Source organism: Chitinophaga sp. NPDC101104, from assembly GCF_050277495.1.
Taxonomy (GTDB): domain Bacteria; phylum Bacteroidota; class Bacteroidia; order Chitinophagales; family Chitinophagaceae; genus Chitinophaga.
The window spans coordinates 219,065-236,109 of sequence record NZ_JBNNSF010000003.1; the positions used below are offsets into that span (position 1 = coordinate 219,065).

At 54.9% G+C, this 17,045-nt stretch carries 13 protein-coding genes and 1 tRNA gene; 8 read left to right on the plus strand and 6 right to left on the minus strand.

Going from position 1 to position 17,045, the window contains the following annotated elements:
- Positions 1–9 precede the first annotated feature (9 nt).
- The 5 genes from ACQKLP_RS22750 to ACQKLP_RS22770 all read right to left on the minus strand — a co-directional run bounded on the left by ACQKLP_RS22750 (position 10) and on the right by ACQKLP_RS22770 (position 6,426).
- On the minus strand, positions 10–3,708 hold the full coding sequence (locus ACQKLP_RS22750) for a SusC/RagA family TonB-linked outer membrane protein (RefSeq protein ID WP_427325270.1): 3,699 nt from the start codon (positions 3,706–3,708) through the stop codon (positions 10–12).
- A 207-nt stretch (positions 3,709–3,915) separates the two neighbouring features.
- The gene (locus ACQKLP_RS22755; RefSeq protein ID WP_427325271.1) at positions 3,916–5,091 is read right to left on the minus strand and encodes a FecR family protein; all 1,176 of its coding nucleotides are present in this window, start codon (positions 5,089–5,091) and stop codon (positions 3,916–3,918) included.
- A 106-nt stretch (positions 5,092–5,197) separates the two neighbouring features.
- A complete protein-coding gene (locus tag ACQKLP_RS22760) occupies positions 5,198–5,800 on the minus strand; it encodes an RNA polymerase sigma factor (RefSeq protein WP_427325272.1) in 603 nt (200 codons plus the stop codon).
- A gap of 245 nt (positions 5,801–6,045) precedes the next feature.
- The gene (locus ACQKLP_RS22765; protein WP_427325273.1) at positions 6,046–6,228 is read right to left on the minus strand and encodes a hypothetical protein; all 183 of its coding nucleotides are present in this window, start codon (positions 6,226–6,228) and stop codon (positions 6,046–6,048) included.
- A gap of 116 nt (positions 6,229–6,344) precedes the next feature.
- A tRNA-Leu gene (locus ACQKLP_RS22770) sits at positions 6,345–6,426 on the minus strand.
- A gap of 177 nt (positions 6,427–6,603) precedes the next feature.
- Here ACQKLP_RS22770 and ACQKLP_RS22775 point away from each other — a divergent pair.
- The 4 genes from ACQKLP_RS22775 to ACQKLP_RS22790 all read left to right on the plus strand — a co-directional run bounded on the left by ACQKLP_RS22775 (position 6,604) and on the right by ACQKLP_RS22790 (position 12,113).
- Positions 6,604–8,844: a RelA/SpoT family protein gene (locus tag ACQKLP_RS22775; RefSeq protein WP_427325274.1), complete on the plus strand. Its 2,241-nt coding sequence runs from the start codon at positions 6,604–6,606 to the stop codon at positions 8,842–8,844.
- A gap of 79 nt (positions 8,845–8,923) precedes the next feature.
- Positions 8,924–10,186: an adenylosuccinate synthase gene (locus ACQKLP_RS22780; protein ID WP_427325276.1), complete on the plus strand. Its 1,263-nt coding sequence runs from the start codon at positions 8,924–8,926 to the stop codon at positions 10,184–10,186.
- A gap of 97 nt (positions 10,187–10,283) precedes the next feature.
- Positions 10,284–10,817, plus strand: a complete 534-nt coding sequence (locus tag ACQKLP_RS22785; protein ID WP_427325277.1) for a hypothetical protein — start codon at positions 10,284–10,286, stop codon at positions 10,815–10,817.
- A 99-nt stretch (positions 10,818–10,916) separates the two neighbouring features.
- A complete protein-coding gene (locus tag ACQKLP_RS22790; protein WP_427325278.1) occupies positions 10,917–12,113 on the plus strand; it encodes an anthranilate synthase component I family protein in 1,197 nt (398 codons plus the stop codon).
- Here ACQKLP_RS22790 and ACQKLP_RS22795 read toward each other — a convergent pair.
- On the minus strand, positions 12,110–13,033 hold the full coding sequence (locus ACQKLP_RS22795) for a TIGR01777 family oxidoreductase (RefSeq protein ID WP_427325279.1): 924 nt from the start codon (positions 13,031–13,033) through the stop codon (positions 12,110–12,112). The genes ACQKLP_RS22790 and ACQKLP_RS22795 overlap by 4 nt on opposite strands.
- Positions 13,034–13,189: 156 nt before the next feature.
- Between ACQKLP_RS22795 and ACQKLP_RS22800 the strand changes: the two genes are divergently transcribed.
- From ACQKLP_RS22800 to ACQKLP_RS22815, 4 genes are all read left to right on the plus strand, one after another.
- Positions 13,190–14,704 carry a hypothetical protein gene (locus tag ACQKLP_RS22800; protein WP_427325280.1) on the plus strand — a complete coding sequence of 505 codons (1,515 nt, stop codon included), beginning with the start codon at positions 13,190–13,192 and terminating at the stop codon, positions 14,702–14,704.
- A gap of 15 nt (positions 14,705–14,719) precedes the next feature.
- On the plus strand, positions 14,720–15,700 hold the full coding sequence (locus ACQKLP_RS22805; protein ID WP_427325281.1) for a hypothetical protein: 981 nt from the start codon (positions 14,720–14,722) through the stop codon (positions 15,698–15,700).
- Positions 15,701–15,814: 114 nt separating this feature from the next.
- Positions 15,815–16,507, plus strand: coding sequence for a phosphoribosylformylglycinamidine synthase subunit PurQ (purQ, locus tag ACQKLP_RS22810; RefSeq protein WP_126244175.1), 693 nt, complete (start codon positions 15,815–15,817; stop codon positions 16,505–16,507).
- A 56-nt stretch (positions 16,508–16,563) separates the two neighbouring features.
- Positions 16,564–17,019: a protein-disulfide reductase DsbD domain-containing protein gene (locus tag ACQKLP_RS22815; protein ID WP_427325282.1), complete on the plus strand. Its 456-nt coding sequence runs from the start codon at positions 16,564–16,566 to the stop codon at positions 17,017–17,019.
- Positions 17,020–17,045: the final 26 nt, after the last annotated feature.

Sequence of the window (17,045 nt, forward strand, 5' to 3'; positions counted from 1 at the left end):
TGAGCGCGATTAAAGGGTAATGTCCATTCGGAGGATGTACGATGCGGGCGTCTGGTAGCTTCGGGTGCCGGAGGTGCCGCCGTAGGTGTCAGGATCGATGTCGTTGCCGGCGGAGAACCAGTACCATGTGTTGTTTGCCTGTGCCGATACTTTCACCTGCTGGAGCTTCGCCTTGCGGCTGAGCGCCGCGGGGATGGTGTAGCCCAGCGTCACGTTGCGGAGGCGGATGTAGTTCGCGTTTTTCACCAGATGGTCGGCATTCCGCAGGTAGTTGTTCAGGTTCAGCACGCTGGAGCCCTGAGCCGTCGGGAAATCCGCGATGGTCTTGGGGTACCCGGTATTTTGGTTCTCAGGCGTCCAGCGCCGGGCGATCAGCTCCGAAATAGCGCCGCCGCCGATGCTGGAAGAATACATCGGCATGGATTCCATCCTGATTTTATATCCGCCGTAGGCCACAAACAGGAGGTTCAGATCAAAACCCTTATACCGCGCGCTCTGCTGGAAGCTGGCGTTCCACACGGGAACGGAGGAGCCCATATACCGCAGCGCATCCACATCGTCTACCCGCCCGATCGTTACACCGCTGCCATTGTTCACCACGTTCACGGTCGATTTGTCCGCGGCCGTGTAAAACAGCGGAATGCCGTTCTGGTCTACCGTTCCGCCGGAACTGATGCCGGCATACTGATACGCATACATCGCGTCTTTCGGATTGCCGATGAGATAGTATCCGCCGCTGACAAGTTGTTCCGCATTGCGCGGATAGGCGTCGATGCGCTTTACTTTGTTTTTGTTGTAAGCGAAGGTGAGCATAGACGTCAGCGTCAATTGTTTATTGCTGTACCAGTCGCTGCCGGCGGAAACCTCCACGCCGGTATTCGTCATAGCGCCGTTATTGATGCGCGCTGTGGCATACCCGTTGGTGGGGTCGAGGTTTTTTGTGGCCAGGAGGTCGTCAGATTTTTTGTGGTACACATCCAGCGCACCGCGCAGTTTTCCGCGGAACAGCACATAATCCACACCGCCGTTGATGGTGGTGGTCCGCTCCCAGCGCAGCAGCGGGTTGGGCGCGGTGAACACGGCGTAATAATCGAGCAGGGGATCGTAAGCGCCGTTGGTGCCGCCACTGGCTACTACGTACGGACTCGAGGTTTGGTCCACGTTCCCCGTAATGCCATACGAGGCGCGAAGCTTAAGCATGTCCGCCCAGTTCATCTCTTCCATAAATCCTTCCTTCGAGATATCCCATCCTGCGCTTACCGACCAAAGCGGACGGTAGCGGTATTTTTTGTCGACACCAAACAGGTCGGCCTGGTCGATACGCGCGCTTCCCCCCAGGATGTATTTATCCTTGTAGGTGTAGCTGGCGTTGGAATACAGCGAGAAGAAACGATGGCGGACAGCCGAAAGCAACGGGCTGCCACCGATGCGCTGCAGTTGGGTGGTACGGTTCCAGATGTAGGGGCGAAGGCCCACGTTGCGCAGGGTATATTCGTCGATATCCTTAAACGCCAGCGTAGCCGTGTTGAAGCCGTAGTAAATATTCTCGATCATGCGCGGCGCATAGTTCTGCCGGATTTCCGTGCCTGCGATCGCGGAAATGTAATGGTCGCGGCCGAAGTAGCGGTTCAGATTGAGCTGGTTGCGCCAGGTGTAGTTCCAGTTTTCGTTGAAGTTCTGCTGCAGCCTTCCGCCTATTTCGGGAATGGCGTAGGTAAACGGGACGGGCGATGTGAAGGGATCGCCGGTGGTGGTAGCCATCCTGTTCACGAGGTGCCGCATCTGGTAAGCGTTTTGCTCGATGAGCGTTTCCGTTTTGTTCCGGGACGTCTCGAACTGAAGTGCGGAGCTGTAGTTGAGCCCCTGGGCAAATTGTACGTCGAGGTTGGCGAAAGAGCGGACAGACAGCCGGCTTCCACGGGTAAAGTTTCGTTCCAGCTCGTCGAGGATATTGAAGTTGGGGGATTTCAGCCGGTTGCCCTTCAGGGCGTTGATGGCGTCGATCTGTTCGGCCACTTTCCCGTTCAGCTGCGCTCCGCCATTGGCCGGGAATCCGCTGAATCCGTCGGAACGGGCCACCCATCCGCGGTACACGCGGTTGCCGTTCCCGTCGAGAATGCTGGAATACGGTTCGATGAAGGATGCGGGATTGCTGTAATCGTTGTCTTCCGTGAGGATGGAGCGGTAGTATTGGGTGTTGACGCCCACTGTCAGGTTTACGTTCTTGATCAGCTGCTGCCGCGCCTTGATGTAGGCGTTAAATGTTTCGTTGTTGTCGGAGATGAGCTTTTCGCGCTGGCCGATGTAGTTCAGGGAAATGTACAGGTCCTGCTTCTCGTTTGAAGTAGCGACGGAGAGGTTGTAGCTCTGGCGGAAGGGGTTTCTCCAGGCCAGCTTCGAATATTCCTTGCGATAGTCGAGCCCTCGCATATGCTGCACCTGGTCGTCGAATTCCTTTTGGGAAATGGCGCCTTCGTACTTGCGGCGGTACAGGTCGTACAGCGGGGAGTAATAACTGATGGCAGGCACGGAACCGATATATCCCATCCCCACGTTGCCGCCCCAAAGGTCGGATTCGCCGCCAGGGTAGAGGCTGGTGGCTCTTTTGTATAGCGCCATTTCATAATCGATCAGGTCAGACGTGCTGGCGTAATGCATGTCCCCGATATCCGGCTTGCGGGTAAAAATAAAATCGGAGCTGAACTTGATGGAGGGCTTCCCCTTCGATCCGAGCCCTTTCCCGCTTTTGGTGGTAATCACGATCACGCCGTTGGCAGCGCGTGCGCCGTAAATGGAAGCGGCGGCCGCGTCTTTAAGCACGGTCACGCTTTCCACATCGTTGGGGTTGATGAAGGAGGAAAGGTTCGACCTTTCGAAAGATGTGGAAAGATCGGTCGTGGAAAGACTGCTGGTTTCGGTCGGCAGTCCGTCGATCACGATCAGCGGGCGATTGCCTACGCTTCCCGAAAATGTACTGCTGCCGCGGATCACCATGCTGTTCTTGAAAGTGCTCATGCCCGGCACGCGGCCTTCGAGGGCAGACATGAGGTCGATGTTCACCTTCCTGTCGAGCTCCTTGCTGTCTACGATCGAGAAGGCGCTGGCGGTATTTTTCTTTTTCAGTTCCTGGTAGCCGGTGCTCATCACCACATCCACCGTATTGATGGCGATGGCTTGTTGTTTCATGGTGATGGATAAAGGTTTGTCGTCGTTCACCACTATCATGGCCGGCAGGTATCCAACGCCGGAGAACATGAGCAGCTGCCCTTTTTCCGCCCTGATGGCGAAGCGGCCTTCTGCATCGGTGACCGCGCCGCGGGCCTGGCCGCGGATGCTGACGGAAATACCTTCGAGTGGCTTCGTGTTTTCGTCTCTGACGGTACCGCGGACGTCCATCGGCGGCACGGGCGCCTGTGTCAATCTGCGGATCACCACCACATTGTCGACGACCGTCCAGCCGAGCCCCAGCGGCTCCAGGCAGGAGGTCAGCACATCGGTGTAAGGCACGTTCCGCGCTTCCACGCTAACGGGCTGGGTGCCGGCCAGCAGTTGTTCGGACCACATGAAGGAGAGGCCCGTCTGCTTTTCGACTTCCTTCAATACTTTTTCCACAGGCTTGTTGCGGAGGGAAATACTGACATTTTGCGAATAAACGGTTGCGCTTACATGCATACAACTCACTAAAATCAATACACTCGCGATTTTCATGATTCTCCATGATTTTCGGATTGGACGGGGTAAGGCATGAGATACCCCGCCAAACAACTCGGTAAAAAGCATAACTTTAAACAGTTTTCTGGTTGACGGATAAATTTGCAGTCTTAGCGGATGCAGCATTGAAATCGGTCAGAAAGCCGCCGCTCCGTCTAGTCCACGGAGCGGTATTGTTTCTGGCCGTGCTGGTTGGTATTTGATTTAATATACAGTTAGCACATTGTTCTCCAGTCTTGTTTCGATACCGTAGAGCGACAGCGCCTTCATGACGGTAGAAAGTTTAACATTTCGGTTGATGACGCCGCCGATCACCTGCCGGTCGGCTTTATTTTTTATTTCTACGTCCACATTGTACCAGCGGGAAAGCTGGCGCATGAGTGCGGCGAGATCTGTTCCGTTGAGCGAGATTTTCCCTTCTTTCCATGCCGTGGCCATTTCGAGATCGGCGTGTTTTTCGATGATGAGTTCGCGGTTGCCGGTGATCCGGGCCTGTTCCCCGGGCAGGAGCGTTTTGCTGTCGCCGGCCGCGGTTATGCGAATGCGGCCTTCCACGAGGGACGTTTTAATGGAAGGCTCATTATCATAGGCATTGATGTTGAAAGCCGTTCCCAGCACGGCGATGGTGCCTCCGCCGGGAAGCGATACCGTAAAGGGTTTGGCGGCATCGGCAGCCACTTCGAAATAAGCTTCGCCGCTGATAGTCACGTTACGGGAGCTGCCGGTGAATGCGGTGGGGAAGGAGAGGCTGGATGCGGCGTTGAGCCAGACTTTCGACCCGTCGGGCAAGGTCACCTGGTAATGCCCGCCGCGCGGAGTCCGCAGCGTGTGCATCACTGGCGCTTCGGCGGATGCGTCGTAATCGAGGCCGCCATGGCCGGTTTTGGATACCCTGGAGCCGTCGTTGGTGGCCAGGGCCCCCTGTGCCGAGGAATCCAGCTGGATCGTGGCGCCCCCCGCTACGGTGAGCGTAGCTACGGAAGTGCCGGGCTGCGCGTCGGCAGCGGGTTTTGCAGGGCCCGCCTGTACCATCGGCTGTTTCTGCGGCCGCTGGAAGGTGTAAATGGCCGTGCCGATGAGCAAAGCCGCAGCTGCTGCGGCCGCCCACCATTTCAGGCGGATGGTGCGGGCGGGTTGTCGATGGGCGGCGAGCTCGGGGAATCCGGCGCGGATTTTCTCCAGGCTCCGGGCCGGGTCGTATTGCGAGAAGCGGTCCAGTTCGGCGGCCATCTGGCGCTCGTCGGCCAGCGAATGGAACAGGGCGCGGTTTTCCGGCGACTGGTCGAGCCATTCGTCCAGTTCGCGCTGCTGTTGGTCAGTAAGCGTTTCCCGGAGGCGCCCTGTGATGAGGGCGCTGATGTGTCTGATGTTGTCTTCCATGGCCGGTTTTTGCTGGCTGCTTTATAAGTTAACGACCAGGGCGCCGGAATGTCCCGCATGTTCCCAAAAAAAAAATTTCAGGCGGCAGGAGCGTTCGGGCGCGAGGTCATTGCTCGAAAAGGAAGGGAACGCAAACGGCTAGTAACAAAGGGTGGACAGACTTCCGGACCATTGCGGTGCGCAATAGCTGGATGCCCCGGGTTTTCTGGTTGAGGACAGTTTTGTAGGCGATGTTCATCCTGGCGGCGATTTCCCCGACGGGCAGGCCTTCGATGAACGACAGCCGGATCACTTCGCGGCACTGGGTGGGCAGGGCTTCGATCTCCTGGAAAACGGCGTCGAGCACTTCTGCGCGGATGCGGTGCAGATCGTGCGGCGGCTCGAGGGTTTCGGATTCGCGGCTGATGCGTTCGTGGCTGAACTGGTGGCGTTTCTCGGCTTTGAGGTAGTCGAGCGCGGCGTTGTGGGCCACGGTGAACAGGAAGGATTTGAGTTTGGCGACGCTGGAGAAAGAATGGCGCTTGTGGAGGAGCTTGATGAAGGATTCCGAAGCGATGTCTTCGGCGATGGGGCCGTTGCCGGTGATTTGCTCCGTGTAATAGCAGAGCTGTCGGTAGAAACGGCGATGCAATTGTCCGAAGGCGGCTTCGTCCAGGTCCATGATCCCGCTTAACAGATCGATCTCCTCATATGTTCCCCAATCGCCCAAATACAGTTGGTTGTGTTATGCGTAAAATTAATCAAAATACCCGATTTGCTGCGGCTGGCGCGGTCCTGTTGGTATTTTGGCGAAAGGGGATGTTATTTTCGCGGGGCCCTAGTCTGGCGTGTCGAAATCAAATTGCCGCCGCATCACCCCAAAAAAAAAGCCAGGCAAACACATGGCGCTCGGCAATTTTCATGCGGATAATTACATGCCTCGCGGCACCAGATCCTACCTCTGGCGTGTCAAAATCAAATTGCCGCCGCATCACCCCAAAAAAAAAGCCAGGCAAATACATGGCGCTCGGCAATTTTCATGCGGATAATTACATGCCTCGCGGCACCAGATCCTACTTCTGGCGTGTCGAAATCAAATTGCCGCCGCATCACCCCAAAAAAAAGCCAGGCAAATACATGGCGCTCGGCAATTTTCATGCGGATAATTACATGCCTCGCGGCACCAGATCCTACACTGGCGTGTCAAAATCAAATTGCCGCCGCATCACCCCATAAAAAAAGCCAGGCTTACACCTGGCTCCCGACAAATTTCGTGCGGATGATAGGACTCGAACCTACATGCCTCGCGGCACCAGATCCTAAGTCTGGCGTGTCTACCAATTTCACCACATCCGCTTTTTCAAGGCATGCAAAGGTATTCTTTTTTAGGAATTATAAAAATTATGGATATTGAAGGTTGTAATTATGTTGATAATCAATTTATTATGGCGAATAAAAATGTAGGAAATCGCGCGGCTGACGCAATGGCAGGATATCACCTTATGGCGTCCTTTTTGTATTTTTGATCTCAGCATGGATACAGTGACCGTACAAAAATACAACCTCGACGAAGAGCAGGAGAAAAAGGAGATCGTCCGCCATTACCGCGCCCTTTTACGCGCCCTGAAGCCCCGCCTCAAAAAAGGCGACCGGGAACTCGTGCGCACCGCTTTCGAAATGGCGGCAGACGCCCATAAAGATATGCGCCGCAAATCCGGCGAGCCCTACATCCTTCACCCCCTCGCCGTTTCCCAGATCACCGTCGAGGAAATAGGCCTCGGCGTTCGCTCCGCCATCTGCGCGCTTCTGCACGATACCGTGGAAGACACCGAAGTGACCCTCGAAGACGTGGAACGCGAATTCGGCAGCGAAATCGCCCATATCGTGGACGGGCTCACCAAAATATCCACCGTCATCGATTCCAACACCAGCACCATGCAGGCGGAGAATTTCAAGAAAATCCTCCTCACCCTCGCCGATGACCCCCGCGTCATCCTCATCAAGCTGGCAGACCGCCTCCATAACATGCGCACCCTCGATTCCATGAGCCGCGAAAAACAGCTCAAAATCGCCTCGGAAACGGTCTTCATCTACGCCCCCCTGGCCCACCGCCTCGGCCTGTACAATATCAAGTCCGAGCTCGAAGACCTCGCCATGAAGTACACCGAGCAGGACCATTACCGCGAAATCGCCCGGCGCCTCAAAGAAACCAAGCGCGAACGCACCCGGTATATCAACGAATTCATCAAGCCGATCAAGGAAGTACTCCAGGAAGAAGGCTTCAACTTCGAAATATACGGCCGCCCGAAATCCATCCACTCCATCTGGAACAAGATCAAAACCAAAGGCGTCCAGTTCGAAGAAGTATACGACCTCTTCGCCATCCGCATCATCCTCGACTCCGCCGTGGAAAAGGAAAAAGCCGACTGCTGGAAAGTCTATTCCATCATCACCGACTTCTACCACCCCAGCCCCGAACGCACGCGCGACTGGCTGTCTAACCCCAAAGGCAACGGCTACGAAGCCCTGCACGTAACGGTAATGGGCCCCAACGGGAAGTGGGTGGAAGTGCAGATACGCTCCAAGCGCATGAACGACTATGCCGAAAAAGGCCTGGCCGCCCACTGGCGCTACAAGGAAGGCAATTCCAACGTCCAGGAATCGAAGTTCGAACAGTGGTTCAGCCAGATCCGGGAAATCCTGAACAGCCCGGACACCAATACGCTCGACTTCCTGGCCGATTTCAAATCCAACCTCTTCACCGAGGAAATCTACGTCTACACGCCGAAGGGCGACCTTAAAATACTGCCCGTGGGCTCCACCGCCCTCGATTTCGCGTATTCCATCCACTCCGCCGTGGGCAACAAATGCATCGGGGCCAAGGTGAACTACAAACTGGTGCCCCTCAGCCATAAGCTCCGCAGCGGCGACCAGGTGGAAATCATCACGTCCAACAAGCAGAAGCCCTCGGAAGACTGGCTCAATATCGTGCTCACGGCCAAAGCCAAAAGCAAGATCAAGGACGCGCTGAAGGAAGAAAAACGGAAAGTGGCCATGGATGGGAAAGACATCCTCCACCGCAAGCTCGACCATATGAAAGTGAGCGCCAGTCAATACAATATCAACGAACTGGTGCAATTCTATAAACAGCCGTCGCCCCTGGACCTCTACTACCAGGTGGCCGTCAAGAACATCGACCTGCGGGAACTGAAGCAGTTCAATGTGCTGGGCGACAAGCTGGAACCGCCCAAGCCCGTGAAGCCCGCCGAGCCTGCGCCGGCTGAGGAGCATCACAAATCGAAGGAATCGTCCAAAAAAGACGCGGAACTGATCATTTTCGGGGAAAGCTCCGATAAGATCGCCTATAAACTGGCCAATTGCTGCCGCCCCATCCCGGGCGACGATGTTTTCGGCTTCGTGACGGCAAGCGAAGGGCTGAAGATCCACCGGACGAACTGCCCGAACGCCGCCCAGTTGCTGGCCAATTACGGCCACCGGGTGGTAAAGACGAAATGGGTGAAAAACCGGGAAATCTCGTTCCTGACGGGCCTCAAGATCGTGGGGATGGACGATGTGGGCGTGATCCACAAGATCACCAATATCATCTCCGGCGAGCTGAAGATCAATATCGCGGGGCTGACGATCGAGTCGAAGGAAGGGCTGTTCGAAGGCCTGATCAAGGTTTTCGTACACGATAAGGACGAACTGGAGGAGCTGGTGAACCGCCTCAAGGGGCTGGAGGGTATCCAGAGCATTCAAAGGCTGGAAGATTAGAATATTTTTATTTCCTCCCGATTTTCACACAATCGCCTTATTTTTGCCACTTCTTTAAACCATAATTAACTTTTCAACAATGGTAGATGTTCTGCTGGGGCTGCAATGGGGCGATGAAGGCAAAGGCAAGATCGTAGATTACTTTGCCGGTAAATATGATATCATCGCACGCTTCCAGGGCGGCCCGAACGCGGGCCATACGCTGTATGTCAATGGCCAGAAAGTGGTGTTGCATACCATCCCCTCCGGCGTATTTCACGGCAATACCCTGAACCTGATCGGTAACGGGGTGGTGCTCGACCCGGTGACTTTCCGTAAAGAATGCCAGAAAGTGGCGGAAATGGGCATCGATCTGTCCCAAAACCTGTTCATTGCGGAAAAAACGCATATCATCGTGCCTACCCACCGCGCGCTCGACAAAGCCTCCGAGCTGTCGAAAGGCCAGGAAAAGATCGGTTCTACCCTGAAAGGGATCGGGCCGGCTTATATGGACAAAACAGGCCGCAACGGCCTTCGCGTAGGCGATGTGCTGCGGAGCGACTTCCGCCAGCAGTACGAAAAGCTGAAAGCCAAGCATCTGCAATTGCTCGCCAATTATAATTTCGATGAAGATATCGCCGAATGGGAGAACGAATTCTGGGAAGCGGTGGAATTCCTCTCGAAAATGAACATCGTGAACGGGGAATACTGGCTGAACGGCAACCTGAAAGCCGGGAAGAAAGTGCTCGCCGAAGGCGCACAGGGCAGCATGCTCGATGTGGACTTCGGTACTTACCCCTTCGTGACTTCCTCCAATACCATCTCCGCCGGCGTATGCACCGGCCTCGGCATCGCTCCGAAATGGATAGCTGAGGTGATCGGGGTGACCAAAGCCTATTGCACCCGCGTGGGCAGCGGTCCGTTCCCCACCGAGCTGGAAGACGAAACCGGCGAGCGCCTCCGCCAGGCCGGCCACGAATTCGGCGCCACCACCGGCCGCCCCCGCCGTTGCGGCTGGATCGACCTGGTTGCACTCGATTACACCTGCATGCTCAGCGGCGTTACCCAGCTGGTAATGACCAAAAGCGACGTGCTCGACGAGTTCGACACCGTGAGCGCCTGCACCGCGTATTCCATTGACGGTCAGACCACCCGCGAAATGCCGTTCAACATCTGCGGCGCTCCCATCCAGCCCGTCCTGGAAAACTTCCCCGGCTGGTCGGAACCTACTGCTAAAAGCGAACGATACGACGCTTTACCTTTGGAAATGAAAAAATTCTTATCTTTTGTGGAAGACTACCTGAAAGTGCCTGTGAAGTACGTTTCCAACGGGCCGGGTAGGGATCAGATACTCGAAAAGTAAAGACAAAAAATTACGAAAAAAACAGTCAAAAAAAAATTTGGCGAATAAAAAAAACTGTTAAAACTTTACCCTTAGAATCTAATTGTAACGTACCATTATGAAATCAAAATCTGATAAAGAGAAAGAGACTAAAAAGACTACTTCGCCTAAGACTGACAAAGCCTCTGAAAAGAAAGCGAGCGCCAAGCCGAAGAAAGAAGTAGACGAGGATGAAGATGAGGATGAGGAGGAATCTCCCCGTAAGTCTGCTGCATCTAAAAAATCAGATAAGCTTGCGGCAAAATCGAAGAAGGAAGATGACGACGATGATGATGACGACGACGATGACGAAGATGCTCCCAAAAAAGGGCGCAAACCCGCCAAAGCCGGCACCCGTAAGAAAGATGACGACGATGAGGATGATGATTCGGATGACGATGATGCCGACGACGACGATGACGCATGGGAAAAAGGCGAAGACGAAGATTACGATCCCGACTTCGAAGAATTCGATATGCCCAAGCCGAAAAACAAACGCGGCCGCCCGTCCAAGAAAAGCGCCGATGATGACGACGACCTCGGCATCGACGATGAATTCAAGGACATGGACCTGTTCAACGATCGCTTCGACGACGACGATGATGATTTCTAATTGACAAACGTGCTATCATACAGTTTTCCTGTTAAAGATATAAGCGCAATTAAACAGCAAATGTTGAGCTGGGGCAACCGGTTCAACATTTGTTGTTTTTTGGACAACAACAATTACCGCCTGGCCGGCTCCCGCGCAGAAGCCATCCTGGCCGCAGATGCCGTGGAAACACTGGAATCCCCCGCCGGCAGCGCGTTCGGAAAACTGCGCCGCTTCCACGACGAAAAGCCCGGCTGGCTCTTCGGCCACCTCGCATACGACCTTAAAAACGAGACCGAAAAGCTCGAAAGCCGCAACCCCGACGGCATCGGTTTCCCCGATCTTTCGTTCTTCAGACCCCGCTACGTGCTCCGCCTCACCGCAGACGCACTTGAAATTTCCGGGGAAAACCTCTCCGAAGCCGACGCCCGCGCCATCCTCACCGATCTCCGCAGCCAGCCCCGCATCGTTCCCGCACCGCCCGTTCCCATCATTTCCCAGGCCCGCCTCCAGCGCGCCGATTACCTCGAGGCCGTCCGCGCCCTCCAGGACCATATCCTCAAAGGCGATTGCTACGAAGTCAATTTCTGCCGGGAACAATACGCCCACGCCAAACTCCAGGACCCGGCGGCCATTTTCCTCCGCCTCAACGGCCTCAGTCCAGCCCCCTTCGCGGCCTATTACCGCCGCGGCCTCCGCTACCTCGCCTGCTCCAGCCCGGAACGCTTCCTCCGCAAGGAAGGCGACCAGCTCACCTCGCAGCCCATCAAAGGCACCGTGCGCCGCGCCGCCAGCCCGGAGGAAGACGAAGCCCTCATCCAACAACTCCGCAACAGCCCCAAAGAACAATCGGAAAACGTGATGGTGGTAGACCTCGTCCGCAACGACCTTTCCCGCACGGCCGTCCGCGGCAGCGTTCAGGTGTCCGAGCTTTTCGGGATCTACAGCTTCCCGCAGGTCCACCACATGATCTCCACCGTCACCGCCACCCTCGACCCCGCGTTCCATTTCACCGACGCCATCCGCAACGCCTTTCCCATGGGCTCCATGACCGGTGCGCCGAAAGTGAAGGTGATGCAGCTCATCGAGCAATACGAACAAACGCGGCGGGGCCTGTTCTCAGGAGCCGTCGGCTACATCACGCCCGAGGGCGATTTCGATTTTAATGTGGTGATACGCAGCATTCTGTACAATGCCGAAAAGCATTACATCTCCTTCCAGACTGGCTCTGCCATTACATTTTACAGCAACCCGGAAAAAGAGTGGGAGGAATGCCTCCTGAAAGCCCGTGCCCTGCGCACAGCCCTGGGAATTTAATCGCCCGAGGTCACCAGTTGCGCCAGCGCGTCGGGGATGCGGGGGTAGGAAAACTGGAAGCCGGTAGACTGGATTTTCGCCGAAGATGCTTTCACGCTTTTGAGTACCTCCACGCTCATTTCGCCCATGGCCAGTTTCAGCGCGAACGCGGGAACATGCACCGTTACGAAGCTCTTGCCCTTTACGGCCCGCGCCAGCTGGGTAACCAGTTCCTGGTTGGTGATAGGGAAGGGGGAAACGGCGTTGTAGATGCCCGTCAATTGATCGTTGGTAAGCGCGTTGTGGTAAAGGCGGACGAGGTCCTGCAGATGGATCCAGGAAATGAACTGCTGGCCGCTGCCCATGACGGTGGCGAAACCGAGGCGCACGGGCTTGATAAATTCCTTCAGCGCGCCGCCGTGGTTGGACAAGACAATGCCGGTGCGGAGGATGATGACCTTTTTGCCGAGGGTCGACATTTGCTGCACGGCGTTTTCCCAGGCCACGCAGGTTTTGCCGAGGTAATCGTTGGCGGGAGGATCGGTTTCGAGGAAGTTCTTCCCTTGGAATTCGCCGTAGTACCCCGTGGCGGAGGCGCTCACGAAAGTCCTGACCTTGTTGGGAATGCGCGATAACTGGTCGTACAAAAGCTGCGCGCTCTGCACGCGGCTGTCGAGGATCTCCTGCTTGCGGGATTCGGTCCACCGCTTGTCGGCCACGTTGGCCCCGGCGAGGTGGACGATCTGGTCGGCTTCCTGCAGGGCGGCCGCATCCAGTGTTTGGCGGGACGGGTCCCACAGCGCGAAACGGAGGTTCGGGTGAGGGGAAGGGCGCATCTTCCGCGTATAGACGATCACGCGATACCCCCGCCCGAGGAGAAAATCCGTTAATGCCCTGCCTACCAGGCCGGAGCCGCCTGTTATCAAAACCGTGTCCATCATTGTAAATGCCTGTTGATCCTCCGTAAATTTACGCAATAAATCCCGGTGCTTCCCAGCACTTGGCAATAAGATATTTTTCATGTAGGTTTGAAGCGGATCTATGCTAAAACCGCTGCGTCAGGCGTTTATCCTGTAGATTACCTTAAACTCATGCCCATGCGCTTCCGTCATATCCTTCCATTTCTTGCGCTGATGCTCTGCGCTTCCCTTGCCATGGCCCAGAAAGTCACCTATTCCGAACCGGAAAGGGACGATTACAAAACCACCGAATTCGAGATCGTAGGCAGGGTTTCCGGAAACATCCTCGTGTATAAGGCAGACCGCGGAGAATACCATATTTCCGTGTACGACAACGGCATGCAGCTGCTCGACCGCGTGAAGCTCGACTTCCTTCCCAAAAAGCTCATCAGCGTCGACTTCGTATCCTACCCCGATTTTTCGTACATGATCTACCAGTTCCAGCGGAAAGACGCCGTATACAGCTTCGTGGGGCGCGTCAACGGGAAAGGGCAGTTCATGGAAGCGCCGGTGATGGTAGACTCCACCCGCATTGGCTTCTACTCCAAGGAAAATAAGATCTATTCCGTGGAAACGTCTGAAGACAAAGGGCGCATTCTCATTTATAAAATCAACCAGGACAAGGAAGACAATAACGTTTTCTATACTTTCCTGTACGACAGCGCCTTCAACCTCGTCAACAACAGCCGCGTGAGCCTCCCCATGGAAGGCAAGAAGCAGTTCCTCAACAACTTCAACCTCAATAACGACGGCGATCTCTTCTTCACCAAGCTGGAGCGCGGCGCGGGCCGGGATTATATCGTGAACGGGAGCGTGATCGTGAAACGCGCCACCACAGACGCTTTTGAGACGTATCCGTTCGAGAAGAAGGAATTGTTGCTGGACGAAGTGAAAATGAAGCTGGACAATAAAGACAGGCAGGCACTCGTGACGGCGTTCTATTACAAACAGAAACGGGGGAACGTAGAAGGGATGTACCTCCTCCGCCTCGACTATGCCAGCAACCAGCGGGTTTTCGAGAAAACGGTGATCTTCTCCCCCGAGCTCAAGCAGCAGGCGAAGGGAGATGCCTCCACCAACGCGGCTTTCAACGATTATTTCATCCGCAAGATCGTGAACACGGCCAACGGCGGGTTCATGCTCACGGCGGAGTCTTACTATACCTCGTCGCGCAGCCAGCCCTGGAACCGCTGGAACTATATGTACGGCGGCTACGGCGGATATTATCCCTATTATTACTCGCCCTACAGCCCGTCCTATTACAATCCGTATTACTGGAACGACGGGCAGGGCACGCGCTACCATTACGACAATATCGCCATCATGGCGTTCGACGATAAGGGAGACCTCACGTTCAGCAACTTTGTGCATAAAAGCCAGTTCGACGACGGGGCGGACCTTTACCTGAGCTATATGCTCGTGAACGTGGGCAGCGAGCTGCGTTTCCTGTTCAACGAGCTGGAGCGCCGGCAATACGTGCTCACCGAAAATACGATCGGGCCCGACGGCAAGCTGAGCCGCAAGCCTACGCTCAGGAACCTGGATAAAGGGTTTACCTGGATGCCCCGGTATGGCAAACAAATTAGTGGGCGGACGGTGCTCATTCCCTGTATTTACAGGAATTATATTTGCTTTGCAAAAATTGACTTTTAACCCCACCTTTGCATCGTGATTAAGTTTTTCAGATCCGGCAACCCGCTGACGGTCTTGCTGCTGTTCCTGTACATGCTGTTCATCAAGTTTTACTACCTGCTGCACCCGTCGCTTTATCTGGCAGACGGGTCGGAGGGACTGGCCTATAAATGGCTGGTGGGATGGCTGGAAGGATGGGTGGGGCCGAGCCCGATGTTTTTCACGTTCCTGGCGCTGATGCTGCTTTTTGTGCAGTCGCTGCTGCTGACGCGCATCGTGAACAACCACCGGCTTTTCGCGAAGGATACGTACCTGACGGCGATGTGCTATCTCCTGCTGACGTCGCTGTTGCAAAGCTGGAACGTGTTTTCTCCTGCCCTGATCGTCAATACGGTGATGCTGTGGATATTTTCCAGCATAACCGACCTGTATATGCGGAATTCCGCGCGCGACGTGTCTTTCAACATCGGTTTCGCGCTGGGCGTTTGCGGGCTGTTTTACTTCCCTTCGGTGCTGTTCGTGGCTTTGCTGTTCCTGAGCCTGCTCATCATGCGGGCGTTCAGGCTGGCGGAGTGGATCATCGGGCTGTTGGGGATCATTTGCCCGTTTTACCTGCTGGGCACCTGGCTGTTTTTGACGGACCGCTGGGACATGATCGCCGACCTGGTCAATCTCCGGGCAAACCTGCCGATCATTACGGATTATAAGGTTTGGGGGGCGCTGATCGGGACGGCACTGTTTTTCGTGACCGGCTGGCTGATGCTGCAGCGCACATTTAAAAAAATGCTCATACAGGGCCGGAAGATCTGGGCTACGGTGGTGATTTACGCGCTGGTGGCAACCTTGCTCCCCCTGTTCAGCGGCCATTTTTCGGCGACGTACTGGGTGCTGGCGGTGATGCCGGTTTCGCTGTTTGCAGCTAACGTGTTCTGGTCGATCACTAACAATACGGTAGCCAATGCAGTACACATATTAGTGCTCGCATATGTTATTGTAATGCAATATTTTAGCCATTGATGGGTTTGGGGGTGGTTGTTAGTGTAATCATAAATCTGATGAATGGTGATTGTAAATTCCCCAATGGTCAGTAATTTTGTCCTTTCCAGTAGAAATATTCAAACAAATAAATAAATGAAATTCGGAGTTGTTACGTTTCCCGGTTCTAACTGTGACCAAGACATGATCGATGCGCTGCGCAACGATTTGAACCAGGAAGTGATCAGCCTTTGGCACAAAGACAAGGACTTGAGCATGTTCGGCACGGAAGACTGCATTTTGCTGCCGGGCGGTTTTTCTTACGGTGATTACCTGCGTTGCGGGGCCATCGCCAAGTTCAGCCCCATGATGCAGAGCGTGGTGGAGTTTGCCAACAAAGGCGGCCGCGTGATCGGCGTGTGCAACGGCTTCCAGATCCTGTGCGAAGCGGGCCTGCTCCCGGGCGCATTGCTGAAAAACGAAAACCAGCAGTTCGTTTGCAAGAACGTATTCATCAAAAGCGAAAACACGCAAGCTTCTTTGACTAAAGAGGTGACCGGCCGCCCGCTGATGATCCCCGTCGCCCATGGCGAGGGCCGTTACTATGCGGACGAAGCCACCCTGGAAGGACTTTTCGCGAATAACCAGGTGATTTTCAGGTATTGCGACGAGTTTGGCAACATTGTTGATTCTGCTAACCCGAACGGCGCCATCCGTAACATCGCAGGGATCTGCAACAAGGAAAGGAACGTTTTCGGAATGATGCCGCACCCCGAGCGCGCCACCAGCGAAATACTGGGCAACCGCGACGGCCAGCTGATTTTCCAAAGCCTGATAAATAATAACTAGGCCCAAAGCGCCTGGTCTATACCAATCAAAACAACCAACCAATTAAAGAAAGAAGTATGAAAAAGTTGCTCGTAGCCATGATGCTCTTCGCGCTGCCGGTTTTGGCCATTGCGCAGGACATGAACCCCGTGAAGTGGGAATTTACTTCCAAAAAAGTGAACGCCACCACGTATGAAGTGCACGCCAAAGCCACTATCGACCGCGGCTGGCACCTCTACGCACAGGAAGCCGGCGAAGGCCCCGTGCCCACCAGCTTCAAATTCGCGAAGAACCCCCTCGCCACCGCGCAAGGCAAACTGACCGAAGTAGGCAAAATGCACAAAGCATTCGACAAGAACTTCAACTCCGAGCTGAAATACTACGAAAACACCGTGACCTTCGTACAGAAAGTGACCGTGAAAGGGAAAGCTGTCACCAAAGTGAAAGGCTCCGTTGAATTCATGGTATGCGACGATCACCAGTGCCTTCCCCCTACAGAAGTGGAATTCGCCGTGAACGTGGGAGGTAAATAATCCTGTCTCATCTCATTGATCATAAC